Annotated in this window: 26 protein-coding genes; 17 read left to right on the top strand and 9 right to left on the bottom strand. The window is 63.1% G+C overall.

What is annotated here, in order from left to right; all coding sequences use genetic code 11:
* Nucleotides 1-17: 17 nt before the first annotated feature.
* On the bottom strand, nt 18-644 hold the full coding sequence (locus EKH55_RS20115) for a response regulator transcription factor (protein ID WP_151612749.1): 627 nt from the start codon (nt 642-644) through the stop codon (nt 18-20).
* A gap of 622 nt (nt 645-1266) precedes the next feature.
* Between EKH55_RS20115 and EKH55_RS20125 the strand changes: the two genes are divergently transcribed.
* Both EKH55_RS20125 and EKH55_RS20130 read left to right on the top strand, forming a co-directional pair.
* The gene (locus EKH55_RS20125) at nt 1267-2703 is read left to right on the top strand and encodes a polyhydroxyalkanoate depolymerase (protein ID WP_151612750.1); all 1437 of its coding nucleotides are present in this window, start codon (nt 1267-1269) and stop codon (nt 2701-2703) included.
* Nucleotides 2704-2896: 193 nt separating this feature from the next.
* Nucleotides 2897-3268, top strand: a complete 372-nt coding sequence (locus tag EKH55_RS20130; protein ID WP_069457693.1) for a response regulator transcription factor — start codon at nt 2897-2899, stop codon at nt 3266-3268.
* A gap of 83 nt (nt 3269-3351) precedes the next feature.
* Here EKH55_RS20130 and EKH55_RS20135 read toward each other — a convergent pair whose 3' ends face one another.
* Complete coding sequence (locus tag EKH55_RS20135; RefSeq protein WP_151612752.1) at nt 3352-4236, bottom strand: helix-turn-helix domain-containing protein; 885 nt, start codon at nt 4234-4236, stop codon at nt 3352-3354.
* Between the two features lie 153 nt (nt 4237-4389).
* On the opposite strand from EKH55_RS20135, the gene pobA reads away from it, so the two are divergent.
* The 10 genes from pobA (at nt 4390) to EKH55_RS20185 (ending at nt 14949) form a co-directional block, all read left to right on the top strand.
* Nucleotides 4390-5562 (top strand): 4-hydroxybenzoate 3-monooxygenase, encoded by a 1173-nt coding sequence (pobA, locus tag EKH55_RS20140; RefSeq protein ID WP_151612754.1) that lies wholly within the window; start codon nt 4390-4392, stop codon nt 5560-5562.
* Between the two features lie 85 nt (nt 5563-5647).
* The gene (locus EKH55_RS20145) at nt 5648-6409 is read left to right on the top strand and encodes an SDR family NAD(P)-dependent oxidoreductase (RefSeq protein ID WP_151612756.1); all 762 of its coding nucleotides are present in this window, start codon (nt 5648-5650) and stop codon (nt 6407-6409) included.
* A gap of 9 nt (nt 6410-6418) precedes the next feature.
* A complete protein-coding gene (locus EKH55_RS20150) occupies nt 6419-7213 on the top strand; it encodes a crotonase/enoyl-CoA hydratase family protein (protein ID WP_245314544.1) in 795 nt (264 codons plus the stop codon).
* A 43-nt stretch (nt 7214-7256) separates the two neighbouring features.
* Nucleotides 7257-8297: a TRAP transporter substrate-binding protein gene (locus EKH55_RS20155; RefSeq protein ID WP_151612758.1), complete on the top strand. Its 1041-nt coding sequence runs from the start codon at nt 7257-7259 to the stop codon at nt 8295-8297.
* A 2-nt stretch (nt 8298-8299) separates the two neighbouring features.
* Nucleotides 8300-8842, top strand: coding sequence for a TRAP transporter small permease (locus tag EKH55_RS20160; RefSeq protein ID WP_069457610.1), 543 nt, complete (start codon nt 8300-8302; stop codon nt 8840-8842).
* Nucleotides 8839-10161, top strand: a complete 1323-nt coding sequence (locus EKH55_RS20165; protein ID WP_069457609.1) for a TRAP transporter large permease — start codon at nt 8839-8841, stop codon at nt 10159-10161. The genes EKH55_RS20160 and EKH55_RS20165 overlap by 4 nt, the downstream gene beginning before the upstream one ends.
* Before the next feature lie 129 nt (nt 10162-10290).
* A complete protein-coding gene (locus EKH55_RS20170) occupies nt 10291-10668 on the top strand; it encodes a MarR family winged helix-turn-helix transcriptional regulator (protein WP_210249925.1) in 378 nt (125 codons plus the stop codon).
* Complete coding sequence (locus EKH55_RS20175; protein ID WP_151612762.1) at nt 10665-12479, top strand: feruloyl-CoA synthase; 1815 nt, start codon at nt 10665-10667, stop codon at nt 12477-12479. Before EKH55_RS20170 ends, EKH55_RS20175 begins: the two co-directional genes overlap by 4 nt.
* An 11-nt stretch (nt 12480-12490) precedes the next feature.
* Nucleotides 12491-13366 carry an amidohydrolase family protein gene (locus EKH55_RS20180; protein ID WP_151612764.1) on the top strand — a complete coding sequence of 292 codons (876 nt, stop codon included), beginning with the start codon at nt 12491-12493 and terminating at the stop codon, nt 13364-13366.
* Nucleotides 13363-14949 carry an acyl-CoA dehydrogenase family protein gene (locus tag EKH55_RS20185; protein WP_151612766.1) on the top strand — a complete coding sequence of 529 codons (1587 nt, stop codon included), beginning with the start codon at nt 13363-13365 and terminating at the stop codon, nt 14947-14949. The genes EKH55_RS20180 and EKH55_RS20185 overlap by 4 nt, the downstream gene beginning before the upstream one ends.
* A 44-nt stretch (nt 14950-14993) precedes the next feature.
* On the opposite strand, the gene EKH55_RS20190 is transcribed toward EKH55_RS20185, so the two are convergent.
* The 6 genes from EKH55_RS20190 to EKH55_RS20215 all read right to left on the bottom strand — a co-directional run bounded on the left by EKH55_RS20190 (nt 14994) and on the right by EKH55_RS20215 (nt 19944).
* Entirely contained in the window at nt 14994-15260 is a 267-nt protein-coding gene (locus tag EKH55_RS20190) for a DUF2277 domain-containing protein (protein WP_151612768.1), read from the bottom strand.
* Nucleotides 15261-15338: 78 nt separating this feature from the next.
* Nucleotides 15339-15845 carry a peptide-methionine (S)-S-oxide reductase MsrA gene (gene msrA / locus EKH55_RS20195; protein WP_151612770.1) on the bottom strand — a complete coding sequence of 169 codons (507 nt, stop codon included), beginning with the start codon at nt 15843-15845 and terminating at the stop codon, nt 15339-15341.
* A complete protein-coding gene (msrB, locus tag EKH55_RS20200) occupies nt 15846-16289 on the bottom strand; it encodes a peptide-methionine (R)-S-oxide reductase MsrB (protein WP_069457603.1) in 444 nt (147 codons plus the stop codon). It lies immediately after the preceding gene.
* A 178-nt stretch (nt 16290-16467) separates the two neighbouring features.
* The gene (locus EKH55_RS20205) at nt 16468-16917 is read right to left on the bottom strand and encodes an MgtC/SapB family protein (protein ID WP_151612772.1); all 450 of its coding nucleotides are present in this window, start codon (nt 16915-16917) and stop codon (nt 16468-16470) included.
* Between the two features lie 135 nt (nt 16918-17052).
* On the bottom strand, nt 17053-18429 hold the full coding sequence (locus EKH55_RS20210; protein ID WP_151612774.1) for an aspartate aminotransferase family protein: 1377 nt from the start codon (nt 18427-18429) through the stop codon (nt 17053-17055).
* An 18-nt stretch (nt 18430-18447) separates the two neighbouring features.
* Nucleotides 18448-19944 carry an NAD-dependent succinate-semialdehyde dehydrogenase gene (locus tag EKH55_RS20215; RefSeq protein ID WP_151612776.1) on the bottom strand — a complete coding sequence of 499 codons (1497 nt, stop codon included), beginning with the start codon at nt 19942-19944 and terminating at the stop codon, nt 18448-18450.
* Nucleotides 19945-20160: 216 nt separating this feature from the next.
* Between EKH55_RS20215 and EKH55_RS20220 the strand changes: the two genes are divergently transcribed.
* A complete protein-coding gene (locus EKH55_RS20220; RefSeq protein ID WP_151612777.1) occupies nt 20161-20376 on the top strand; it encodes a hypothetical protein in 216 nt (71 codons plus the stop codon).
* Between the two features lie 48 nt (nt 20377-20424).
* On the opposite strand, the gene EKH55_RS20225 is transcribed toward EKH55_RS20220, so the two are convergent.
* Nucleotides 20425-20907, bottom strand: coding sequence for an Lrp/AsnC family transcriptional regulator (locus EKH55_RS20225; protein ID WP_069457599.1), 483 nt, complete (start codon nt 20905-20907; stop codon nt 20425-20427).
* Nucleotides 20908-21011: 104 nt separating this feature from the next.
* Here EKH55_RS20225 and ehuR point away from each other — a divergent pair, with 104 nt between their 5' ends.
* The 4 genes from ehuR to ehuC all read left to right on the top strand — a co-directional run bounded on the left by ehuR (nt 21012) and on the right by ehuC (nt 24981).
* Nucleotides 21012-22397: a MocR-like ectoine utilization transcription factor EhuR gene (gene ehuR / locus EKH55_RS20230; protein WP_151612779.1), complete on the top strand. Its 1386-nt coding sequence runs from the start codon at nt 21012-21014 to the stop codon at nt 22395-22397.
* A gap of 116 nt (nt 22398-22513) precedes the next feature.
* Nucleotides 22514-23299 carry an ectoine/hydroxyectoine ABC transporter ATP-binding protein EhuA gene (ehuA, locus tag EKH55_RS20235; protein WP_069457597.1) on the top strand — a complete coding sequence of 262 codons (786 nt, stop codon included), beginning with the start codon at nt 22514-22516 and terminating at the stop codon, nt 23297-23299.
* Between the two features lie 64 nt (nt 23300-23363).
* Nucleotides 23364-24215, top strand: coding sequence for an ectoine/hydroxyectoine ABC transporter substrate-binding protein EhuB (gene ehuB / locus EKH55_RS20240; protein ID WP_069457596.1), 852 nt, complete (start codon nt 23364-23366; stop codon nt 24213-24215).
* A gap of 106 nt (nt 24216-24321) precedes the next feature.
* The gene (ehuC, locus tag EKH55_RS20245) at nt 24322-24981 is read left to right on the top strand and encodes an ectoine/hydroxyectoine ABC transporter permease subunit EhuC (RefSeq protein ID WP_151612781.1); all 660 of its coding nucleotides are present in this window, start codon (nt 24322-24324) and stop codon (nt 24979-24981) included.

The raw sequence follows: 24981 nt of genomic DNA on the forward strand, positions 1-24981 counted from the left end.
AGCTCCTGTACCCCACCTTACGGCTTTTCCTGCGCGAGCTCCAGCTTGTCCGCCATGCGGGCAAGTTCAGGCAAGGACCTGGCACGCATCTTGTGCATGACTTGGCTGCGGTGAACTTTCACGGTAATCTCGCTCACACCCAGATCGCCTGCGATTTGCTTGTTGAGCCGTCCGGTTACCACCAAGGCCATCACCTCGCGCTCCCGCGGGGTCAGGCTATCGAAACGCCTGCGCAACTCCGCCAATGCCTTTTCATTTTCAAGCCACACGCGGTCGCGTGCGAGGCCGAGGTGAACGGCGTCTAGCAGATCCTGATCGCGAAACGGTTTCGTCAGGAACTCGACCGCGCCCCCTTTCATCGCTTGGACGGACATGGGAATGTCGCCGTGCCCGGTGATGAAGACGATCGGCAGCTGAATGTTTTCCCGCGATAACTCGAGCTGAAAGTCGAGACCGCTTTGCCCCGGCAGCCGGACATCGAGCACGAGACAGGTCGGTCCGTTGGGCCTCCCAGACCTAAGGAAGTCGCCCACCGAAGCGAGGAGCTTTACGTCGAAGCCAACGGACCGCAGCAGGCTGCCAAGCGCCTCGCGTATCGCCTGATCATCATCGATGACGATGACGGTTTCTGGTGCCTCGGCCATCGTCAGCCTCCCCCGAAATGAAACTGCCTCTTTTGGACGTGCGCTGTCTGAACGCGCTGCGGCAACGCCCGACCAGCAGAGCACCATTCACGCCACGCGCACACTCCTTGTTCTCTCCTCCCTTGCTGCATGTCTTTGTCCTCAAATCGATATCGATTCAATAACAAAGACATGCAGCAATTCAAAGTGCTGCAGCGACCTTTGCGCGTCTGATTAGACGCGCGGCGCCGTAGTCCCGGCACCGAGTGCCAGAATGCGCATCAAGCGCTTCGGAAACAAGGCCAGACGTCTCCGCGAGAACGTTCGCCATCCGCCTTCCGTCTTCGGTGGCGTGCCAGGGCCGCAGCAAGGCCGGCCACGTTCGCGACCCGGAACCATGAGGCAGGAACAGGCGAAGTACTTGCCGGGGATCGCCGCGAAGGCTGAACGTCGGTAGACGTCTGTATAAGTATTACGAACCGTTTGGCTGCTCCGCCGGCCTATATGTATAATCGAAAAGAGGGTCTCCCCCACACTATCATCGGGTCCAGCAGCAAGTCTGGCCGCCAGTGGCAGGCTGCTTCGAAACGGCAGTGGATGCCAGAGCCGTCGGGCATCACGCAGGCTGCACCAGGAGACCCCGATGAATCTCGCCTTCGCCAACCCCGCCTATTTCTGGTACGAAACGGCTCATCGGATGCTCACCCCGGCACGGGCAACGACGCGGGGAATGAAGGTCATATTCGGGAACCCGAGCAACCCCATCAGCCGCACGGTGTACGGCCGGACCATTGCAGCCGCCTGCGAACTTTTCGAGAACGCGACGCAGCGCTACGGCAAACCGACGTTCGGATTCTCCACCACTGTCGTCGACGGCCAACAGTGCTGTGTGAGCGAACGCGTCGTCTGGGAACGGCCCTTCGGCCGGCTGATCGCATTCGATCGAGATCTCGGGCAGCCAACGCCGAAACCGAATGCTCCGATCGGGCAGGTGATCCCGTTCGACCAGGCGCGGCACCGCGCGAAGCCGCAGCCAAAGCTGATGATGATCGCCCCCCTATCCGGCCATTTCGCCACCCTCCTGCGCGGCACAGTGGAAGCCTTTCTCCCAACCCACCAGGTCTTCATCACAGACTGGACCGACGCACGTATGGTGCCGCTTTCGCAGGGGCGGTTCGATCTCGACGATTACATCGACTACCTCATCGCCATGTGCCGGGCGCTCGGGCCTGATCTCCACATCTTGGCGGTCTGCCAAAGCTCGGTGCCGGTGATCGCCGCCATTGCCTCTATGGAGGCAGAGAACGACCCGCTCACGCCACGCTCCGTGACCCTCATCGCAGGCCCGATCGACGCCCGCCGTTCCCCGACGGCGGTGAACCGTTTCGCTGAGAAGCGCAGCATCGAGTGGTTCAGGAAACATTGCATCGCAAAGGTGCCCTCTGACTATCCGGGATCTCTGCGCGATGTCTATCCGGGCTTCATGCAGCTCTCCAGTTTCATGGCGATGAACATCGACCGGCATCTCACTGCGCATTGCAAGATGCTCAAGCATCTCGTCAATGGCGACGGAGAAGCGGCTGAGAAGCACCGGGACTTTTACGACGAATATCTGGCCGTCATGGACATGACTGCCGAATTCTACCTGCAGACGGTCGAACAGGTCTTCCTCCGCCATGATCTGCCCAAGGGCGCGATGATCCATCGCGGGAAACGGGTGGACCTGGGCGCGATCCGGCGATGCGCGATCATGGTCGTGGAGGGCGAGAAGGATGATATCACCGGCGTCGGCCAGACACGCGCGGCGCTCGAACTCACCCCCAATCTGCCGCGGGACAAAAAGGTCTACCATCTCCAGAAGGGGGCCGGGCATTACGGGGTGTTCAACGGCTCCCGCTTTCGTGCCGAGATCGCGCCCCGTATCACCCATTTCATCCTGGAACAGCAGATGCACGCAGGTTCCGAACGGGACATCGATCCGGGCGGCATGTCCGAGCGACGGCTGGACACGCCGGTCGCAGCGGCCACCGCAAGTCATGGCGAGGGTCAGGACCCTGCTGCAGGTTTCCTTGGATCCTAGCTGATTCAAGCATAAAAACATGCAGCATTTTCAACTTTCTACCTCGACCTTTGTGCGTCTGAAAAACGCACGGCGCTGCAGTCTATACCATCGTATAGCTTTCGATGCCGTGGTCGGCATATTAGGGTGATCCTACAACGTGGCCATGAAAATGGAATTTTGCACAACCCTGGCCGCGAATTGGGAGGCGGCGGTGCTGACCAACAAGCCTCTGATTGCGATTGTCGACGACGATGAGTCGATGCGGGAGGCTACAAAGGGGCTTATAAGATCGCTGGGTTTTGACGCCGATGTCTTTTCATCCGCAGAAGATTTCTTGAGGTCCCCCCATATCTCCTGCACGGCCTGCCTGGTGACGGACATCCATATGCCCGGAATGAGCGGGCTCGATCTGCACCGCCGACTCATTTCGTTGGGCGAGAATATTCCGACCGTTCTGATCACCGCCTTTCCGGATGAAAACGTGCACGCGCGTGAGTTGGGTCCGGGTATCGTGGGCCATTTAACAAAGCCGTTCGGCGAGCAGGACCTGCTGAACTGCATCCGTTCTGCGCTGGCGCGGTAGCTGTCGCTATCCAGTCAGGGCCAGCGGTCATTCTAGGTCGCGGGATGCTCACAGCGGGGGTCGCAGGTCCTCGCTTTAAGGTTTCAGGCGCCAAGCCTCAGCCGCTCGGCGATGCGCCAAGCGCGCGGCGTCATGCCGTTGTGGCGGACGAAGAAGCGCGAGAAATAGGCCGGGTCGGAAAAGCCCAGACGGAAACTGATTTCCTGCACGCTTGCGCGGGTAAAGACAAGCTCGCGCCGGGCGGCGGTGAGGAGCCTTGCGGCAATGATTTCCTGCACGCTTTTTCCTGTCATCGCTCGGGTGATGCGGTTGAGATGCGTCGGCGACAGGCTGAGTTCTCGCGCATAGAAGGCGGCCGGCTGGTGCGTGAGATAATGCTGCTGAAGGAGCGCGTCGAAGAGCTCCATCCGCCGCTCATTATTGGTTTCCCCCAGCCCCTTCTCGTTCGGCGGCGCTTGTGCAAGCCGCTCCGTCAAGGTCAAAACGGTCATCAGATAGCTGTCGAGGAGTACGGTGCGGTGGCTGCGCCGCCCCTCCCATTCTGCCGCAAGACGCTTCAATGTGTCGGCGATATATCGCCCGTCTTCTCCATCACCGAGCGGCGTCAGGCGCGGTGCGGCCAGCCATGCACCCAGCCTGCTTCGTCCGCCCGAAGCCGGCAGATGGGATGCGAGAACCGTGAAGACGAAGCCGTCCACGTCGCGAGAGAAACGAAAGCCGTGACTGGCGCCCGCCGGGACGGTGACGATCGCCGGCGGCAAGATCGCCTCTGACCGGCCGCCGAAGGTCGCATCGCCGGAGCCGCCGGCGATGTACAGGATCTGAAAGAAGTTCTCGTGTCGGTGCAGTCCGATCTCCCAATGGTGAAGGCTGCTGCGCGACGGGATCGTCTCGCAATGCAGCCAAAATTCCGGCCGTTCTCCGAATTCTTCGCCATAGAGCTCATAGGTCGGGACGGGGCGCTTCATCGGACTCTCTCGGGATCAATGTTCGATTTGTGCAATTTGTTGGCGGAAAAGTCCATTGAGGCGCGTGCCGACGATGCGCAGAATTTGACAAGTGTCAGGCCCCGATGGCGGCAGGACATCGACCGGGCCGACAGGCCGGTAAGGGAGGAAAGCATGCGTACACGGGTCGCCGTCATCGGCTCCGGGCCGTCAGGCCTGCTGCTCGGGCAATTGCTCACCCGGGCGGGGATCGACAACGTCGTTCTCGACCGTGCGAGCAAGGACTACATTCTCGGCCGGGTACGGGCCGGCGTGCTCGAGGAGGGCACGGTTCGGCTGATGGACGAGGCGCATTCCGGCGCCCGCATGCATGCGGAAGGCCTGCCGCATGACGGCTTCTCGCTCGCCTTCGATGGCCGCGATCACCGCATCGACCTCGTCGGCCTGACCGGCGGAAAGCGCGTGATGATCTATGGCCAGACCGAACTCACGCACGACCTGATGGACCATCGCGAAAAGGCGGGAGCGTTGTCGATCTACGAGGCGGCGAACGTGACGCCGTGCGACTTCGAAGGACATGCCCCCTACGTCACCTATGAAAAGGACGGCGTCACCCACCGCATCGACTGCGATTTCGTTGCCGGATGCGACGGCTTTCATGGAGTGAGCCGCAAGTCGGTACCGGAGAAGGCGATCCGCACTTTCGAGAAGGTCTACCCCTTTGGCTGGCTCGGCATTCTCGCCGACGTGCCGCCGGTGAGCCACGAACTGATTTACGCCAATCACCCACGCGGCTTCGCACTCTGCTCGATGCGATCGACGAGCCGCAGCCGCTATTACATCCAGTGCTCGCTCGATGAGCACATCGATGAATGGACCGACCAGCGCTTCTGGGACGAATTGCGGCGCCGGCTGCCGGCTCACCATGCCGAGCGCATGGTCACCGGGCCCTCCTTTGAAAAATCGATAGCGCCGCTACGCTCCTTCGTCGCCGAGCCGATGCGGTTCAACCGGCTGTTTCTCGTCGGCGATGCCGCCCATATCGTGCCGCCGACCGGTGCCAAGGGGCTGAACCTTGCAGCGAGCGACGTGCACTACCTGTTCGAGGCCCTGCTCGAGCACTATCAGGACCGCTCCAATGCCGGTCTGGATGCCTATTCGGCGAAAGCCCTGGCGCGCATCTGGAAGGCGGTTCGCTTTTCCTGGTGGATGACGACGATGATGCACCGCTTCCCCGACACCAGCGATTTCGACCAGAAGATCCAGGAAGCCGAGCTCGACTATCTCACCCATTCGCGGGCTGCGGCGACGGCATTGGCGGAAAACTACGTGGGCTTGCCGTTCTGAAGGGGAAGACAGTTGGTTATGGAAAAAGATTGTTCATTGAGATAACAATATTCCTGCATAACAAATTGATGAGGGAGGAAGTGCGATGATCGAAGGGCATGTGGCCGTGGTGACGGGAGCGGGCAGCGGCCTTGGGGCGGCGACCGCGCGGCACCTTGCCAGGCTCGGCGCCAAGGTCGCCTGCATCGATTTGATCGAGGATGCGGCGGCGGCTGTTGCGGCCGATATCGGCGGATTGGCCTTGGGCGCGGACGTGTCCGACGCGGCGGCAGTGGAGGCTGCATTCGATCGCATCTTGGGCACGCTGGGCGTGCCGCGCGTCACCGTCTCCTGCGCCGGCATCGGAACGGCGGCCCGCATTCTGCCGCGGGACGGCAGCCTCACCGTGGGCCAGTTCGAGCGCACGCTCCGGGTCAATCTCGTGGGTACCTACACCGTGATGAGCATTGCTGCGCGGGCAATGGCGGCGGCCGAGCCGCTCGACAGGGATGGAGCAAGGGGTGTCATCGTCAATACCGCCTCGATCGCCTATCAAGACGGACAGATCGGGCAGGCCGCCTATTCCGCCTCAAAGGGCGGAGTGGCGTCGATGACGCTGCCGGCCGCCCGCGAGCTGGCGCGCTTCGGTATCCGGGTCATGACCATCGCTCCGGGACTGTTCGAAACCGCCATGAGCGCGGGTCTGCCCGACGACGCCCGTGCGGAAATCCTCAAGGCGGTGCCGTTTCCTGCAAGGATGGGCGACGCGAACGAATTCGCCCGGCTGGTGCAATGCATCGTCGAAAATCCAATGCTGAACGGCTCGGTGATCCGCCTGGATGCGGCCGTGCGCATGCCCATCAAATAGGAGATGCACTTGTCACAGGCGCATGTCACACCCAAGGACGCAGCACCGATCCTGACCGTCGAGATCGAGGGTCCGCTGGCCATCCTGACCATGAACCGGCCCGAGAAGCGCAATGCAATGTGCGACGCGCTGCTCGATGCGATCGACGCATTTTTTGCCAGGCCGCCCCAGGGGGTCCGTGTCGTCATTCTGACCGGCACGGCGGGGCACTTCTGTTCGGGGCTCGATCTCAGCGAGCATGTGGCCCGCGATGCCGAGGGCACGATGCGACATTCGCGCAATTGGCACCGGGTGATGGATCTCGTTCAGTTTTCGGGCCTGCCGGTCGTTTCGGCCATGTCCGGCGCCGTCATCGGCGGCGGACTGGAGCTTGCGGCCTCGACGCATGTGCGGATTGCCGAACCCTCCACCATCTTCCAGCTGCCGGAGGGGCGGCGCGGCATCTATGTCGGCGGCGGCGCCAGCGTCCGCATCGGCCGCATCCTCGGCTCCGACCGGATGTGCGAGATGATGCTGACCGGTCGTAAATACGGCGCCGAGGAAGCACTGGCATTGGGCCTCGCCCATTATGCGGTGGGCGAAGGCGAGGCGATGTCGCTCGCGCGCGAGCTGGCCCTGAAGATCGCGGAAAATGCCCAGCTATCGAATTTCATGATGATCCAGGCGATCAGCCGGATTTCCGACATGTCGCGCAGCGACGGCCTCTTTACCGAAAGCCTGGCGGCCGCCGTATCGCAGACCAGTGCGGATGCACAGGAAGGCCTGCGGGCCTTCCTAGAAAAGCGGAAGCCGGAGTTCCGGTAGATCGCGGGACAGAGTGAAAGGTCGAGATAGAGGAGGAATATCGATGACCAGCTTTACAAGACGGACAATCTTGGCCTCGATCGGGGCGGCTCTGACCGCGCCCGCAATCCTGACGCGGGCGCATGCCGCCGAAGTGACCCTTCGGCTGCATCATTTCCTGCCGGGCGTCGCCCCGATGCAGACGAAGTTCTTCGAGCCATGGGCCGCCGAACTGACCGCCGCCTCGAACGGGGCGATCGAGGTCCAGATTTTCCCGGCCATGCAGCTTGGCGGCAAGCCGCCGCAGCTTGCCGACCAGACGCGGCAGGGCATTTGCGACATCGCCTGGACGCTGCCGGTCTATACGCCCGGCCGGTTTCCGGTTGCCGAGACCATGGCGAATCCCTTCATGGTGACCAACGCCGAGAAAACCTCGGTGGCCATGCACAAGCTCATGGACGAGTTCGGGCAGAACGAATACCGCGGCATGAAGGTCCTGGCCTTCCACACCCATGATGGTGGCAAGCTGCACACCCGCAACGCGCCGGTGCGGAGCAAGGCCGATCTGAAGGGCCTGAAGCTCAGGGCGCCGAACCAGTCGACCGGCGATCTCTTGACCAATCTCGGTGCGGAGGTGGTCTTCTTCCCGGTGACGGAAATGGTGGTGGGTCTCTCGAACGGCGTGATCGACGGTTGTTGCCTGCCCTATGAAGTCGTACCCGCCTTCAAGCTGCAGGAACTGACCTCCTACAGCGCGGCGCCGGCGCCGGCGGCACGCGGGCTCTATGCCAATACCTTTGCACTGGTCATGAACCAGGCCAAATACGAAGGCCTTTCGGACGATCTGCGCGGCGTCATCGACGCTGCGTCCGGCATGTCGCTGTCGCATCGGCTCGGCAAGCAGTTCGACGAATTCGAAGCCCTCGGCAAGTCGGTGGTCGAGAAGCAGGGCAATCAGATCGTCGAGATTCCCACAGAGGAAATCGCGGTCTGGCGCGAGGCCGCCGCGCCGATCTATGACGCCTGGATCGCCAAGCTCAACGATGCGGGCCACGATGGCGCCGCCATCATGGCCCGTGCGAACGAACTGCTCGACGAGGGCTGACCATGGCGGAACGCTTTCGCATCGAGGGCGAGCAGGGGGGAGATTCCCTCCTGTTCCGGCTGCTCTATGTCGCCTGTACCGCGCTCGCAGGTCTTGGCGGGCTGGTCGTTCTCGGCGCCGCCTTGATGGTGACCCTGTCGGTTGCCAGTGCGACCCTGGGCCTCGGCGCCATTCGCGGCGAGTTCGAACTGGTGGAGCTCTCCTGCGCGGCCTGCGCCTCCTTGTTTCTGCCGCTGTGTCAGCTGGTGAAGGGACATGTCATGGTTGACGTGTTCACCAACTGGTTGCCCGGCGCGACCAACCGCACCATCGACGCGATCTGGACGGCGATCTTCGCGCTCGCCTGGTCCTTCCTGTGCTGGCGGCTCCTTGAAGGCCTGGTCGAAGTGCGTGGCTATGGTGACCGGACGATGCTCCTCGGCGCCCCGATCTGGTGGGTCTACACTCCGGCGGTCCTGGGCACCGGACTGTCGGCCGTCGTTGCGACCCTGCAGGGACTTTCAACGCTGTTCCCTCGCACTTTCCGGATAAGGACTGCTGCATGACTCCTTTTGCCATCGCGATCATCCTGGTCGTCGCGTTATTCCTTCTGATCTTCATTCGCATGCCGATCGCACTCGCCATGGGACTGGTGGGCGCGGTGGGCTACGTCCAGCTGAGCTCGACGGCGAGCCTGTTGGCATATCTGAATACGGCCTGGGTCGACAAATTCATGTCCTACGACTTCGCCGTCGTTCCGCTCTTCATCCTGATGGGGCATCTGGCGACGAATTCCGGCATCTCCGCATCGATCTTCGCGGCCGCGCGCGCCTGGATCGGGCATCTGAACGGAGGCCTTGCGATGGCGGCGGTCGCGGGTTGCGCACTTTTCGGCTCGATCTCAGGCTCGTCGCTCGCAACTGCCTCGACCATGACGCGCGTGGCCATGCCGGAGATGCGCAAACACGGCTTTTCCAGCGCACTTTCCTCCGGAGCGCTGGCGGCGGGGGGAACGCTGGGCATCCTCATCCCGCCTTCCGTGGTTCTGATCATCTATGCACTGCTGACCGAGCAGAACATCGTCAAACTGTTCCTCGCCGCAACCGTTCCCGGCATATTGGCCGTCATCGGCTTCATGCTCGCCATTTCGGTCTATGTGCGGCTCTATCCCGAAGAGGGGCCGACCAGCGAGCGCGCAGACCTGCGTCAGCGGCTGCGGTCGCTGCGCGGCATCTGGCACGTGGTCCTGATCTTCGCGATCGTGCTCGGCGGCATCTATGGCGGCTTCTTCACCCCGGCGCAGGGAGCGGCGGTGGGAGTCGTGCTGACCCTGATCCTCGGGCGTCTGAAGGGCAAGCTCACTGCCCGGTCGGTCATCGACAGCCTGATCGACACCGCCGGATCGACCGCGATGATCTTCGCGATCGTCTTCGGGGCCGATCTGTTCAACGTGGCGCTGGCGCTCAGCCGCATGCCGGTCGAGGTGGCCGGGTTCTTTGCCGGCTCGGGCATTCCGCCGATGCTGGTCCTGCTCTCGATGGTCGTCTTCTATCTCGTCATGGGCTGCCTGATGGACAGCCTGTCGATGATCCTTTTGACCGTACCCGTCTTCTTCCCGACGATCATGGCCCTCGATTTCGGTCTGACCCCCGAGCACCTGGCAATGTGGTTCGGAATCCTCTCCCTCATCGTCGTCGAGATGGGCCTGATCACGCCGCCGGTGGGCATGAACCTCTTCGTCATCTCGGCCCTGGCCAAGGACATCCCGATGACCGAGATCTTCCGAGGCACGCTGCCGTTCATCATTGCCGAATTCACCCGCATTGCCGTCATCATCAGCTTTCCGGCCCTGAGCTACTGGCTCGTTGATGTCGTCGCGAACTGAGGAGGCCCGACCATTCCTGCGACCGCCAATTCTGATCCAGTCACGGATGCCGTGGAGCCGGACGACAGGCTGCTCCGCCAGTTCGTGGGATACAATATCAAGCGAGCGTTCATTCCGGTCCAGGAGGACGTGAGCGACACCCTCGCACCGCTGGGACTGCGGGTCGGTACGTTCTCGGCGCTTGCGGTCGTCGTCGCGAGCCCCGGCATCTCTCAGACCCAGCTTTCCCAGATCCTGAATATCAAGCGTTCCGGCGTCGTGCTCGTCGTGGACGAACTGGAGGGAATGGGTGCCGTGGAGCGAATGCCGGTCGAATCCGACCGGCGCGCCTATGCGCTGCAGGTAACGGCGGAAGGACGGGAACTGTGGCAACGGGCCGAATTCGCCGTTCGGGCGCACGAGGCGGCACTTTTTTCCGAACTCGACCCGGAGGAACTGCGTGTCCTTCGGGGCTTGCTTGACCGCGCCGCCCGCGGGGCGCGGCGCCGACGGGGGGAAAGGCAATGATCGACGCGATGACCGGGCTGCGGACTGTCCCGCATTCCGTTTCCATGCGCCAGCTCCCGGGGCATCTGCTCCTGACCTCGAACCTGCCGCTCGATCCGGTCGCAAGGCGTACCGCCGACTGGCTGCACCGCTGGGCCGAGCAGGCGCCCCAACGGGTGTTTCTTTCCGAGCGTGCCGGCGAAGGCTGGCGCGACATCACCTACGCCGAGACGCTCGGGCATGTGCGGACCATTGCCGCCGCGCTTATCGCACGCGGTCTCGGCCAGGAAACGCCCATCGCGATCCTCTCCGGCAACTCCGTCGACCACGCGCTGCTTTCCTTCGCTGCACAATATGCCGGCGTGCCGACGGTGCCGCTCGCCGAGCAGTATTCGCTGATCCCGGAGGCCCATGCGCGGCTCGTCTACGTCATCGAGAAGGTCCGGCCGAGGCTCGTCTTCGCCGACGATGCGGGGCGTTATGCCGGCGCGCTGGCCCTGCCGCAGTTCGACGGCATCGAGATCGTCGCGACCAGAACCGAAGGCGCCTCCAGGCCCGTCACTCCCTTCGCGGAGCTGCTCGAAGGAGACACGGCGGCCGATATCGACGGGCGCCTTGCCACGGTCGGCCCGGATACGGTCGCCAAGATACTCTTCACCTCCGGATCTTCATCCGACCCGAAGGGAGTGCTGACCACCCAGCGCATGCTGTGCGCAAACCAGTCGCAGATGGGCTCCGTCCTGCCCTTTCTCAAGGACCGGCCGCCGCGCATCTGCGATTGGCTGCCCTGGAACCATGTCTTCGGCGGCTCGCACAACGTCAACATGATGCTGGCGCATGGCGGAACGCTGACCATCGACAACGGCAAGCCGACCGGGACGCTGTTCAGCGAGACGGTACGCAACATCATTGCAAGAGCCGGAACGCTCTCTTTCAACGTGCCGGTCGGCTTCTCCATGCTGGTACGCGAAATGGAAACCAACGATGCCCTTCGCCAAGCCTATTTCCGCGATCTCGACATGATCTTCTATGCCGGCGCGTCGCTGCCGCAGGACGTCTGGACCCGCCTGGAGACGATGGCCATGGAGGTTCGCGGGCGCCTCCCGCTTATGATCTCGAGCTGGGGCATGACCGAGACGGCGCCGGCCACCATCATGGTGCACGAGCCCATCGGGCGTTCGGGCGTCGTCGGCGTGCCGCTGCCGGGAACCGAGGTCAAGCTGATCCCCGACGGCGACATGCGTTGCGAGTTGCGCGTGAAGGGACCGAACATCATGCCGGGATATTTCGGCGACCCGGCCAAGACCGCCGAGGCCTTCGACGAGGAGGGCTTTCTGCGGACCGGGGACGCGGTCCGGTTCGTCAGCAACGACGATCCCGACCGCGGCCTCACTTTCGACGGCCGCGTTTCGGAGGATTTCAAGCTCCAGACCGGCACCTGGGTCCAGGCTGGCAAGCTACGGCTGCAAGCACTGGAGGCCCTGCGGGGGCTGGTTCAGGATGTGGTGGTCTGCGGCCATGACCGCGATGCGATCGGACTTTTCATCTTTCCGCGCCCCGATCAGCTGCGCGGCGAGAACAGTTCGGATGGCGCCGTTATCGATGCGGCGCTGCAGGCCAGGATCGAGGCGCGGCTGCGCGACATGGCCGCGGCGGCCACCGGATCGGGCCGGCGCATCAGCCGCGCGATCATCCTTTCAGAGCCGCCTTCGCTGAAGGATGCGGAGATCACCGACAAGGGCTCGCTCAACGTCCGCAAGATCATCATGCGCAGGGCCACACTGCTCGAGCGCCTCTATGACAACGAAGACCCGGCGCTGATACGCGTCTGACGGAGGTTAGAATGGTGGATTTTGCCAAGGTCCGCGCGATCGACATCCATACCCACGCCGAAGAGCCCTGCGGCTGTCACGCGGATGATGGTTATGATGAGCTGCAGTCAAGGATGGCGAGCTATTTCGGCGCTCCATGGAAGCACCCTCCGACCATTCCGGAGACGGCCGCGCACTACCGCGCCATGAACATCGCCGCGGTGATCTTCCCGGTCGACGCCGAACGTGAAACGGGCTATCGCCGTTACTCCAACGACGAGGTGCTCGAACTCGTCAAAGAGAACGATGACGTCCTGATCCCCTTCGCCTCGATCGACCCCTGGAAGGGGAAGATGGCCGTGCGCGAGGCGCGCCGGCTGATCGAGCAGCACGGCATCAGGGGGTTCAAGTTTCACCCCACCATGCAGGGCTTCTATCCGAATGACCGGATGGCCTATCCCTTCTACGAGGTGCTGGCCGAACACGGCTGCGTCGCACTTTTCCACACCGGACAAACGGGTGTGGGGTCCGGCATGCGCAGCGGCAACGGGATGCGCCTCAAATACTCCAACCCGATGTACCTCGATGACGTCGCGGTCGATTTTCCCGACATGAACATCATCGCGGCCCATCCGAGCTTTCCCTGGCAGGAAGAGGCAATTGCCGTCGCGCAACACAAGCCGAATGTCTATATCGACCTCTCGGGATGGTCGCCGAAATATTTCCCGCCGATCTTGGTGCGCTACGCCAACAGCCTTTTGAAGAAGAAGATGCTTTTCGGCTCGGACTGGCCGATGATTGCGCCCGAGAAATGGCTCGATGCCTTCGACAAGGCGGATTTCAAGGACGAGGTGCGGCCGCTGATTCTCAAGGAGAATGCAATGCGGCTTCTTGGTGTCGGCACGTGATTCCCTTCACCGCGCCGGTCGACGACATCCTGTTCTCGCTCCGGCACGTGGCCGATGCCCCCTCGCTGCCGGATTGGGACGACGAATTGGCCGAGGGGATCATCGGCCATTTCGCGGCGTTCGCGGAAGGGGTGATCGCGCCGCTCGACGAGCCGGGCGACCGGCAGGGCTGCCGGCTGGAGAATGGTCGTGTCCGCATGCCCGACGGCTTCGGCGAGGCTTTCGGTCGGCTCGCGGAGATGGGCTGGCAGGGGCTGAGCGCCCCGGAATCTTTCGGCGGCATGGGGCAGGGCCCGCTCGTCGCCGCAATGGTGTCGGAGATCTTTTCCGGTGCCTGCCATTCCCTTCAGATGGTCTGCAATCTCGTTCCGGGCGCCATTTCCACACTGCTGAAGTTTGGCACTGAGGCGCAGCAGGCGGTCTGGATACCGCGTCTGGCGGCAGGCCGCGCGCTGTCCACCATGTGCCTGACCGAGTCCGGCGCCGGGTCTGATCTCTCACGCATCCGTACGCGGGCGACGCGGCGGGCGGACGGCTGGCGCATCGACGGGGAGAAGATCTTCATCTCCGGCGGCGATCAGGACATGTCGGAAGACATCCTGCATCTCATTCTTGCCCGTAGCGGCACGATCGACGACGGCGTGAAGGGCCTTTCGCTGTTCCTCGCCAGCAAGTCACAGGCGGGCTCTTCGATCAAGATCACGCGGATCGAGGAGAAGCTCGGTCTCCACGCATCGCCCACCTGCCAGATGGCCTTCGATGCCACCGCGGCTGAACTGGTCGGTGTTGAGGGCGAGGGGTTGAAGGCCATGTTCACGGTGATGAACCACGCAAGGCTTGACGTCGCCCTGCAGGGGGTTGCCCATGCTGCACGGTCGTTCGCCATCGCCTCGGCCTATGCGGCCGAGCGGACACAGGGGCGCCGGGCCGACGGCGGCGATGCGGTGCTTGCCGACCACGCCGATGTGCGGCGGATGCTCGACGAGCAGCGCGCGCTGGCGCTGGGCGCTCGGGCGATGATCCATGTGACGCTGGTGGAGCAGGCGCGTGGCGGAGAGGCCCTCGCGGACTTTCTGACGCCGGTCTGCAAGGTCTTCTGCACGAATGCCGGCATCAGGGCGGCCGATCTCGCCATCCAGGTCCTCGGCGGCTACGGATATCTCACCGAGTACAGAGTGAGCCAGGCATGGCGCGACGCCCGGATTACCTCCATCTACGAAGGCGCGAACGGCATACAGGCTTTGGTGACCGCCACCAGGGGCTTGCGTGCACGGCAGGGCGCGGGGGCCGATGCTTTCGACGCGCTGATCGGCCGACTGTCCGACCGCCCCGAGATCATGGATTTACGCGCTACGTGGCGCGAAGGGCGCTCCCTGGTCTTGGCGGCGACCGATCCGGCGGCACTGGCACATGATTTCACGGCCCTGACCGCCACGCTGTTCTATAGAGCCGTCTGGGCCCGATACCGAGCGACCAGCGATGATCCGGATATCGCTCGACTGTTCAATATGGTCCTGTCCGTGCCGTTGCCCGTGGCCCTGCCGATGAAGAGCACCGATGGGGTTGCAAGCTCAACCGAGTGAGCCCATTTTCCGACAGCAGCACGATCCTCTTGACCGCCAGCAGGTCACCCGAACCGGATGGCGCTCCTCGCGCGCGCCTTTGCGGCTTCTTCCTCACGGTTGCGAGGCGGTTGCGATGTCTCCAGGGAGTCGAGCAACTCGCGGGCGGATTTCGCGATTGAATTCACGGCGCGATCGAATGCCGCTTCATTCCGTTTCGCCGGCCTGGTCGTTCCACTCAATTTGCGCACGAATTGCAGCGCAGCATCGTGAATTTCCCGGTCGCTTGCGGGCGGTTCGAAATTGAAGAGCGTCCTTATGTTTCTGCACATCGCTTGCTCCCGCTTATCCTCGTCTTCAAATGGTTTGCGGTGGACCGCGGCCGGCAAAGCCCAATCCCGGCTGCCGGCCTATTCGGCGGCCCTGCGACGCGGCAACACCCAGTCGGGGCGCGGATAATGGCAGGTGTAGCCGTTGGGGTAGCGCTCCAGGTAGTCCTGATGTTCCGGCTCCGCCTCCCAGAAGTCTCCAACCGGCTCGACTTCGGTCACGATCTTGCCCGGCCAAAGGCCCGTCGCCTCGACGTCCGCGATGGTGTCCTCTGCTATTCGCTTCTGCTCATCGTCGGCGTAGTAGATCGCCGACCGGTAGGAGAGGCCGATGTCGTTGCCCTGCCGGTTCCTGGTGGTCGGATCGTGAATCTGGAAGAAGAACTCCAGAATCCGTCTGTAACTGATGGTCCCGGGGTCGAAGACGATTTCGATCGCCTCGGCATGCGTGCCGTGATTGCGATAGGTCGCGTTCGGCACGTCGCCACCGGTATAGCCGACGCGGGTCGATATGACCCCCGGGAGCTTGCGGATCAGGTCCTGCATCCCCCAGAAGCAGCCGCCGGCCAACACAGCCTTCTCGGTCATTCAGATTTCCTCCACCTGGTCGATAAACGCGCCATAGCCCTCGGCTTCCATTTCCTCGCGCGGAATGAAGCGCAGTGCAGCGGAATTGATGCAATAGCGAAGTCCGCCGCGGTCTTGCGGACCGTCCGGAAACACATGGCCGAGGTGGCTGTCGCCATGCGCGGAGCGCACCTCGGTGCGGATCATACCATAGGAGCTATCCCGCAATTCGTTGATGTTTGCCGGTACGATCGGCTTGGTGAAACTCGGCCAGCCGCAGCCGGAATCGAACTTGTCGGCCGAGGCGAACAGCGGTTCGCCGGAAACGACGTCGACATAGATCCCCGGCCTTTTGTTGTCGTGATATTCCCCCGTGAACGGGCGCTCCGTGCCGTTCTGCTGCGTCACCCGATATTGTTCGGGCGAAAGCTTCCTGATGGCGTCGTCAGTCTTTGCATAGTTCATTGCCTATCTCCGTCCTCGGATATGCCGCCTGAATATGGCGATTGCCCACGAGGATTTCCAATGCGGGGCGTGCATGGATTTGATGCCCCCCGGAAAAGCGGTACAAATGCGGAAGATGACGGCGGTGTCCGCGTTGCGACCCGGAGAAGGCCTTCCGATCATGGCCGATCTTGTCTGACTACTGGCTGCTCTCGTCTTTACCGCCGTCGACGTTGAGATAAGCCAGGACCACGAGACTGCTCAGATTGATGACGCTCAGGACGACCGCTACGTTCAGGTTTCCCAGCCCGACGGCCGCGCCGTTGGCGCCGGCGTTCCAGATACTGGCGGCGGTAACGAGTCCCTTCACATTGTGCCGCAGCTTGACGATGGCACCCCCTCCTATGAAACCAATGCCGGTTACGACGCCCTGGAGGACGCGCGCCTGAGCTTCGGCGCTCCCCGGAAAGTCGGTGTTGACCACGAGCGCGAAGCCGCAAGCTGCCACGGCGACGATCGGAAGGGTCCTGAAGCCGACGCTGTAGCGGCCGCGGCCCCTTTCCCATCCGATCGGAAGGGCCAGCGCGAAGGCAATCAGGATCTTGGTCAGATCCTGGATCAGACGCTCGAGATCAAAACCCAGCTCCATTTTCGCTGCACCCACCGGGAGACGGCCCATCGCGCCGCCGCGCTCTGCGGAGTTTGAACTCTCCTCGGAACAGAATTAAAGCTCCAACCTGAGTGCGCTGGATAGGTTCCAAGGGCTCGCCCGCATGCCCGCCCGTCAGCGGCCGAGGACGGAATGGATCGCATCGGCTGCTACCTCGACCACGATATCGGCTTCTTCGCGCGTCAGGCAGAGCGGCGGGGCGAAACCGAGGATGTCGCCCTGCGGCATGGCACGGCCGAGGACGCCGCGCTCGGCGAGCGCCGTCGCCACCTGCGGCCCGATCTTGCGCCCCGGATCGAAGAACCTGCGATCGTCGCGATCCTCGACGAATTCGACCGCTGCCATTAGGCCGTCGCCGCGCACCTCGCCGACATGGGCGTGGTCGCCGACGGCCTTTTGCAGTTCGGATCGGAAATAGTCCCCGGTCGAACCCGCATTCTCGACGATGCCGAGCTCGTCGATCAGCTCGAGATTGGCAATACCGGCCGCGGCTGAGATCGGGTGCGCCGAATAGGTCCAGCCATGGCCTATGGGACCAAGCTCGTCCGAGCCCTTCACCAGCACCTGCCAGACGCCGTCGGAGACAATCGAGCCGGAAAGCGGCGCATAGGCCGAGGTCAGCCCCTTGGCAATGGTGATCAGGTCCGGCTTGATGCCATAGTGATCCGCGCCGAACATCGTGCCGAGGCGGCCGAAGCCGGTCACGACCTCGTCGGCGACAAGCAGGACATCGTATTTCCGGAGCACCGCCTGGATCTTCTGCCAATAGCCTTTCGGCGGCGGCACGATGCCGCCGGTGCCGAGGATCGGCTCGCCGATGAACGCGGCGACCGTATCCGGCCCTTCCGCGACGATCATCTCCTCGAGCTTATCGGCGCAATATTGCGAGAACTGCTCTTCGCTCATCGCGCGATCGGGACGGCGGAAATAATAGGGGGCCTCCGTGTGCAGGATCGGCGCACGCGGCAGATCGAAGGCGTTGTGGAAGAGGTGCAGGCCTGTCAGCGAGCCGGTCATCACGCCCGAGCCGTGATAGCCGCGCCAGCGCGAGATGATCTTCTTTTTTTCCGGCCGGCCCAGAATATTGTTGTAGTACCAGATGAGCTTGATGTTGGTCTCGTTGGCGTCCGAGCCGGAAAGCCCGAAATAGACGCGGGACATCCCTTCCGGGGCCCGCTCGATGATCATCTTGGAAAGCCGGATCGAGGCTTCCGTGCCGTGGCCGACATAGGCGTGATAATAAGCGAGATTCTTTGCCTGTTCGGCAATCGCCTCGGCAATCTTCTGGCGGCCATAGCCGACATTGACACAGTAGAGGCCGGCAAAAGCATCGAGGCTACGCTTGCCGGCAATATCGGTGATGTAGACGCCTTCGCCGCCAGCGATCACGCGGCTTGCACTCTCGCCGCGCGCGTGCATGCCCATATGGGTGGAGGGATGGAAAAAGTGGTCGCGGTCCCAGGCGGTGAGTTCATTGCTTCTTTCGAGCATTGGTCTTTCCTTTCGCGGTCAGGCAGCGGTGTCGATGCAGAGATATTTGAGCTCGGTGAAGGCCTCCATGCCGTGGCGCGAGCCCTCCCGGCTGAGACCGGACTGCTTCCAGCCACCGAAGGGGATCGGTCCGCCGGTGATCTTCACCCGATTGACCGCGACCATGCCGTATTCCAACGCCCGGGCGAGCCGCAGCTGGCGGGCGCCGTTTTCGGTGACGACATAGGCGACGAGCCCGTACTCGGTGTCGTTGGCGCGGTCGATCACTTCGTCCTCGCTGTCGAAGCCGGCGATCGCCGCGACCGGGCCGAACGTCTCCTCGCGCATGATGAGAGCCTCGTCAGGCACGTCGGCCAGCAGCGTCGGTTGGAAGAACAGCGACCCTGCCGGGTGGCGCCTGCCGCCGGCGACGAGCCTGGCGCCCCGCTTCAAGGCGTCGGCCACGTGCTCTTCGACCTTGGCGATGGCCCGCGCATGCATCAGGGGTCCAATGTCGGTGCCGGGCTCGAGGCCGGGGCCCGTCTTCAGGCGCGCGATCCGCGCTGCGAAAGCCTCCTCAAAGGCGTTGAGGATCGGTCGTTCGACGTAGATGCGATTGGCTGCGAGACAGTCCTGCCCGGAGGTCGCGAACTTCGCCGCGACCGCAATGTCGGCTGCCTTCCCGACATCGGCGTCGGCAAAGACGATCAGCGGGGCCTGGCCGCCGAGCTCCATCACCAGCCGCTTCATCGTCGGCGCGGAGCTCGCCGCGATGAGCCGACCGATCTCAGTCGACCCGGTGAAGCTCATCGCGCGGACGCGGGCGTCTTCGCACATGTGCCCGACGACGGTCGACGCCTTTCCCGGAACGACATTGAATACGCCCGGCGGGAGACCGGCGCGTTCGCCGAGTTCGGCAAGGGCCAGAGCCGAAAGAGGCGTTTCGGAAGAGGGGTGCGCAATGACGGTGCAACCGGCCGCAAGTGCGGCAGCCGCCTTGCGGGTGACCATGGCGGAGGGAAAGTTCCAGGGCGTGACGATGCCGACGACGCCAAGCGCTTCGCGGCGCACGATCATCTCCGCGCCCGGCAGATGGCTCGTCACGCTTTCGGCGTTGAGACGCTTGCCTTCCTCGGCATACCACTCGATGAACGAGGCGGCGTAGTCGATTTCGCCACGCGATTCCGCAAGCGGCTTGCCCTGCTCCAGCGTCATCAGCAGGGCAAGGTCCTCCTTGGCGGCAAGCATCAGTTCGTACCACTTGCGCAGAATGGCGGCCCGTGCTTGCGGCAGCATGCTGCGCCATGCGGGGAATGCCTTGGCAGCGGCATCGATGGCCTCGGCCGTCTGGGCCTCATCGACCGAAGCGACGAAGGCGAGCGCCGCGCCGCTGGCCGGATCGTCCACTTCGATACACTTGCCGTCGCGTCCGCCAACCCAACGGCCGCCGACATAGGCGAGCTCGCGCAGCAATTGCCGGTCGTTCAGCTGCTTCAGGGCTTCGTGAAACGCGGTTCGGGCAAAGACTGCGGTCATGGCGGGTCTCCTCGGTCTGGTCTCCACAAGTTTGCCAGCCTTGCCGCGAGAGATTGACCAAACACCCGCTGCGTGCCGGAGACTTTGACCAAAGTAGCGGCGGTCGCGAGAGAGATTGTCTCCGCGTCCAGGAAAATCGCTTCAGGTTGTGGAACAGAAGCTCTCCTCGGCCGTTGTGCGAAACACGTCTCCGCGTGAACGAGGGAGGATTGCGCCATGAATCCGTCATCGCCCCATCGCCCCGCCGCCACGGCTGATGAGCACATCCTGACCGTGCAGGAGGCGCTGGAGCCGCTGTATGTCGAGCTAGAGCAAGAGGTGGAAGCCGCGCTCATCGAGGCGGCGATTTCCGCCGGCTGGTCCGCCGACGAAGCGCTCGAGGCGATCGACGAATTGAAGCGGCACGACATTTTGGACGATCACACAAGCTAGCGCAAAGAGGCCCCGGGGTCATCGGCGGGCTGCCTGCCTCCATCCTTTTCAATTCACCTGAGGCAAGAGCGAGTCGAGCGGCAGCACGGCCTCTTCCTTGACCGTTTTGGTGACGATGTAGGTGAAATAGCGGTCGATGCCGATGTCCCGGCCGAGCAGCTCGTCGACAAGTCGCTGATAAGCATCGATGTCGGCCGTCACCACCTTGAGCATATAGTCCACCCCGCCGCCGACCGACCAACAGGCGACGATCTCGGGAGTGGAGGCGATCGCGCGCTCGAAGCGGTCGAAATCCGCCTGGCGATGGTTGCCCAGCGTCACCTCGACGAAGACGCTCGCAACCGGTGCAACACGGCGGAGCGCCAGCCGGGCGTGATAACCGGTGACGATGCCGGCCTTTTCGAGCTTCCTGAGCCGCACCCAGCACGGTGTCGGCGACAGCCCGGCTTTCTCGGCGAGCGCCAGCTTGGTAATGCGCCCATCGGCCTGAATCGCCTCCAGGATGCGCAGATCGATGGCGTCGAGTTTCATTGGCTGGCTTTCGAGGCTTGATTGTTCAAGTGACAAGTCGAGAAAAGAGATTGGAGTCTCACTTTTGCATTGTCAATTGAGATGAATTTTATCAGTGTCAAATCATGACAAGTTGGACCCCCGACATCACGCTCCTCAGCCGTCCGGCCTATCTCTCTTTGGCCGACCAATTCTCCCGCGCCATTCAGGAGGGCAAACTTCAGACCGGGGCGCGCCTGCCTACGCATCGAAAGCTCGCGGAGGAGCTGCAGCTCTCGGTACAAACGGTAAGCCGCGCCTATGAGGAGCTTATCCGCCGGGGTCTCGTCACGGGCGAAGTCGGCCGCGGCAGCTTCGTTCAGACGAGCCCGCGCGAGCCGGACCCTCCCTATCTGCCGGAGCGCCTCGGCGAATTGATCGATCTTTCGATCCTCAAGCCTGTCTGCGAGCAGCTTCATCTTGAAAAGCTGCGTCAGGCCTTTGCCTGGCTCGCGGAGAACCTTCCCGCCAGTTCGGCACTGTCCTTCCGGCCGAACATGGTGTTCCCGCGTCACCGCAATGTCGCCGCCGAGTGGCTGTCACGCTGTGGGCTCGCCGTGTCACCGCTCAATGTCAATCTTACCAACGGTGCGACCTCGGCGATGACCGTGGCGCTGATGAGCGTCGCCCCGCCGGGTTCGACGGTTGCGACGGAAGCCGTCAGCCATCACACGCTCGTGCCGCTTTCCAGCTATCTCGGCATTCACCTACAGGGCCTGGCGATCGACGACGACGGCATGATTCCGGATGCATTGGACGAGGCCTGCCGCAAAGGCGTCGTGCGTGCCGTGTTCCTGCAGCCGTCGGTGATCAATCCGACCGCGACCCTGATGAGTGCCGAACGGCGGGGCGCGCTCGCAGAGGTGGCGCGACGGCACGACGTCGCGATCATCGAAAACGACATCCTGGGCCCCCTGGTGGAAGGCCGGTTGCCGCCGGTGGCGGCCCTCGCGCCGGAGCGAACCCTTTATGTCACCAGCTTCACCAAGATTACGGTGCCGGGTTTGAGGATCGGCTATCTCGTGGCGCCGGACCGCTACGTCGCGGCCGTCGCCAACCGGCATCTCGTGTCGAGCTGGATGGCCACGCCCTCGATTGCGGAGATCGCAATGCGCTGGGTGAGCGACGGCACGGCGCTCGAGCTCGTGAATTGGCAGCGCCGCGCACTCGCCGCGCGCCAGCGGATTGCCGCGCAGGCGCTTGCCGGGCTTGCCTATCGCAGCCACCCCCAAAGCCTCCATGCCTGGTTGCCGCTGCCCGAGGGGCATCAGGAAGATGCCTTCGTCTCACAGGCGCGGCTGCGCGGGGTGGCGATCGCCCCGGGCGCTTCTTTCCGCACGGCCGATAGCGGTTGGCGCCCGGCGGTGCGGATATCGCTCGGTTCGACGACGGAAGAGGAGCTCAAGACGGGGCTCGGTACCGTCGCCTCCCTGGCACTGGGCGATCCGGAGGCGCTATTGCTGGCGATCTGAGTGGGATTGCGAGATTTCTGGCTCTGCCAGCGCAATTGTCATGATATTATTATTGGGATTGACATGATTTCGGATGCGTCCCATCGTTAGCGCGTGAATGCCTCGGAGGGACACGCATGACCGAGCCGATCATCCGCATCGACAACATCGTCAAGAGATACGGTCCTCTGACCGTTCTCGACGGCCTGTCGATGGAGGTGATGCCGGGGGAGAAGCTTGCGCTGATCGGCCCGTCGGGCTCGGGCAAGACGACAATCCTTCGCATCCTGATGACCCTGGAGACGATCAGCGAGGGCTTCATCCAGATCGATGGCGAGCAGCTCTACCACATGAAAAAGGCGGGAAGCCTCGTTCCGGCCGACGAGCGGCATCTGCACAGGATGCGCGAGAAGATCGGCATGGTCTTCCAGCACTTCAACCTGTTCCCCCACAAATGCGTGCTCGACAACATTACCCTGGCGCCGATGCTGACCAAGGGCATGGACCGGGCGGCCGCCGAAAAGCGGGGGATGGAGCTTCTCGACATGGTCGGCCTCGCCGATAAGGCGAAAAGCATGCCGGCGCAGCTTTCCGGCGGCCAGAAACAGCGCGTGGCGATTGCCCGGGCGCTGGCGCTCTCCCCGAAGATCATGCTGTTCGACGAGGTGACCTCGGCGCTTGATCCCGAACTTGTCGAGGAAGTGCTGAGCGTCATGCGCAAGCTTGCCGCCGAGACGGACATGACCATGCTGCTCGTCACGCACGAAATGGGCTTTGCCCATGATTTCGCCGACCGGGTGCTGTTCTTCGACCGCGGCAAGATCGTCGAGGAGGGGAAGCCTGGGGACATCTTCCGGCACCCGAAACAGGAACGCACGCAGATCTTCCTGCGCAAGATCATAGCGGCAGGGCACCGCGTCTAAGCCTGAAGGCGCCGACATTGCCTCAGACAAAAACATCGAGAGAACAACAGAGGAGTTGGGAACCATGAAACTGAGAGACTTGATGGCAATGGCGGCAGGGGCCACCGCGCTGATGGCAGTGGCCGCGGCTGCGCCGGCCGCAGCGGACGAAACCAAACTGGAGGAACTCAAGGAACAGGGATTTGCGCGCGTGGCGATCGCGAACGAACCGCCTTTCACGGCAGTCGGTGCCGACGGCAAGGTCTCCGGTGCAGCGCCCGACGTCGCCCGCGAAATCTTCAAGCGCCTCGGCGTTCCGGAAATCGTCGCTTCGATCTCCGAATACGGCGCGATGATCCCGGGACTCCAGGCCGGACGCCATGACGCGATCACCGCCGGTCTCTTCATGAAGCCGGAGCGTTGCGCGGCGGTTGCCTATTCCGAGCCGATCCTGTGCGATGCCGAGGCCTTTGCGCTCAAGAAGGGCAACCCGCTGGGACTGAAAAGCTACAAGGACATCGCCGACAACCCGGATGCGAAGATCGGCGCGCCGGGCGGCGGCACCGAAGAAAAACTGGCGCTCGAAGCCGGCGTGCCGCGCGATCGCGTCATCGTCGTGCCGGACGGTCAAAGTGGGATGAAAATGCTGCAGGACGGTCGCATCGACGTCTATTCGTTGCCGGTGCTCTCGATCAACGACCTCATCTCGAAGGCGAACGATCCTAATCTCGAAGTCGTAGCGCCCGTCGAGGGTGCCCCGGTTTATTGCGATGGCGCCGCCTTCAGGAAAGGCGACGAGGCCTTGCGCGACGCCTTCGACGTCGAGCTCGCCAAGATGAAGGAGTCGGGCGAGTTCGCCAAGATCATCGAGCCCTACGGCTTCTCGGCCAAGGCCGCGATGTCGACGTCTCGCGAAAAGCTCTGCTCCGCACAGTAAGCCTGAGCGCCACCGCTTCCAATGCCTTTCCGCCGGTTTGCCGGCGGGAAGGCGGCAGCGGCCGGCCGCATGAACGAGCCGAATTCTCAGGGGAAACGACACGGGTATGATCGACTGGTCCGGCTATATCGGATTGATCCTGCAAGGCGCGTGGGTGACCGTTGAGCTCACCCTGATGGGCTCGGCGCTGGCCGTCGTCGCCGCCTTTGCGGCAGGCCTCGGGCGCGTCAGCCGTTTCGGGGCGGTACGCGCGCTAGCCACGGTCTATATCGAGTTCTTCCGCGGCACCTCGATTTTCGTTCAGCTCTTCTGGGCGTATTTCGTGCTGCCCTTCGTCGGCATCACGCTGACGCCGCTGCAGGCAGGCGTGCTCGCGCTGGGCTTGAATGTCGGCGCCTATGGTGCGGAAGTGGTGCGGGGCGCGGTGAAGGCGATCGGCCGCGAGCAACGGGAAGCCTGCGTCGCGCTCAATCTCACGCGCTATCAAGCGATGCGCCACATCATCCTGCCGCAGGCATTGCCGCTGATGCTGCCGACCTTCGGCAACAACGCCATCGAGCTCTTGAAGGGGACCGCCGTCGTCTCGCTGATCTCTCTTACCGATATGACGTTTCAGGCCCAGGTGGTCCGGGCGCAAACGGGCAGCACGCTGATCCCGTTCGCCACGATCCTGGTGCTTTACTTCATCATGGCCTGGCTGATCTCGCTCGGCATGCGCTGGCTGGAGCGGCGCGTGACCCGTGGCCTCGATGGCGTGAGGGTTTGA

The organism is Sinorhizobium alkalisoli, assembly GCF_008932245.1.
GTDB lineage: Bacteria > Pseudomonadota > Alphaproteobacteria > Rhizobiales > Rhizobiaceae > Sinorhizobium > Sinorhizobium alkalisoli.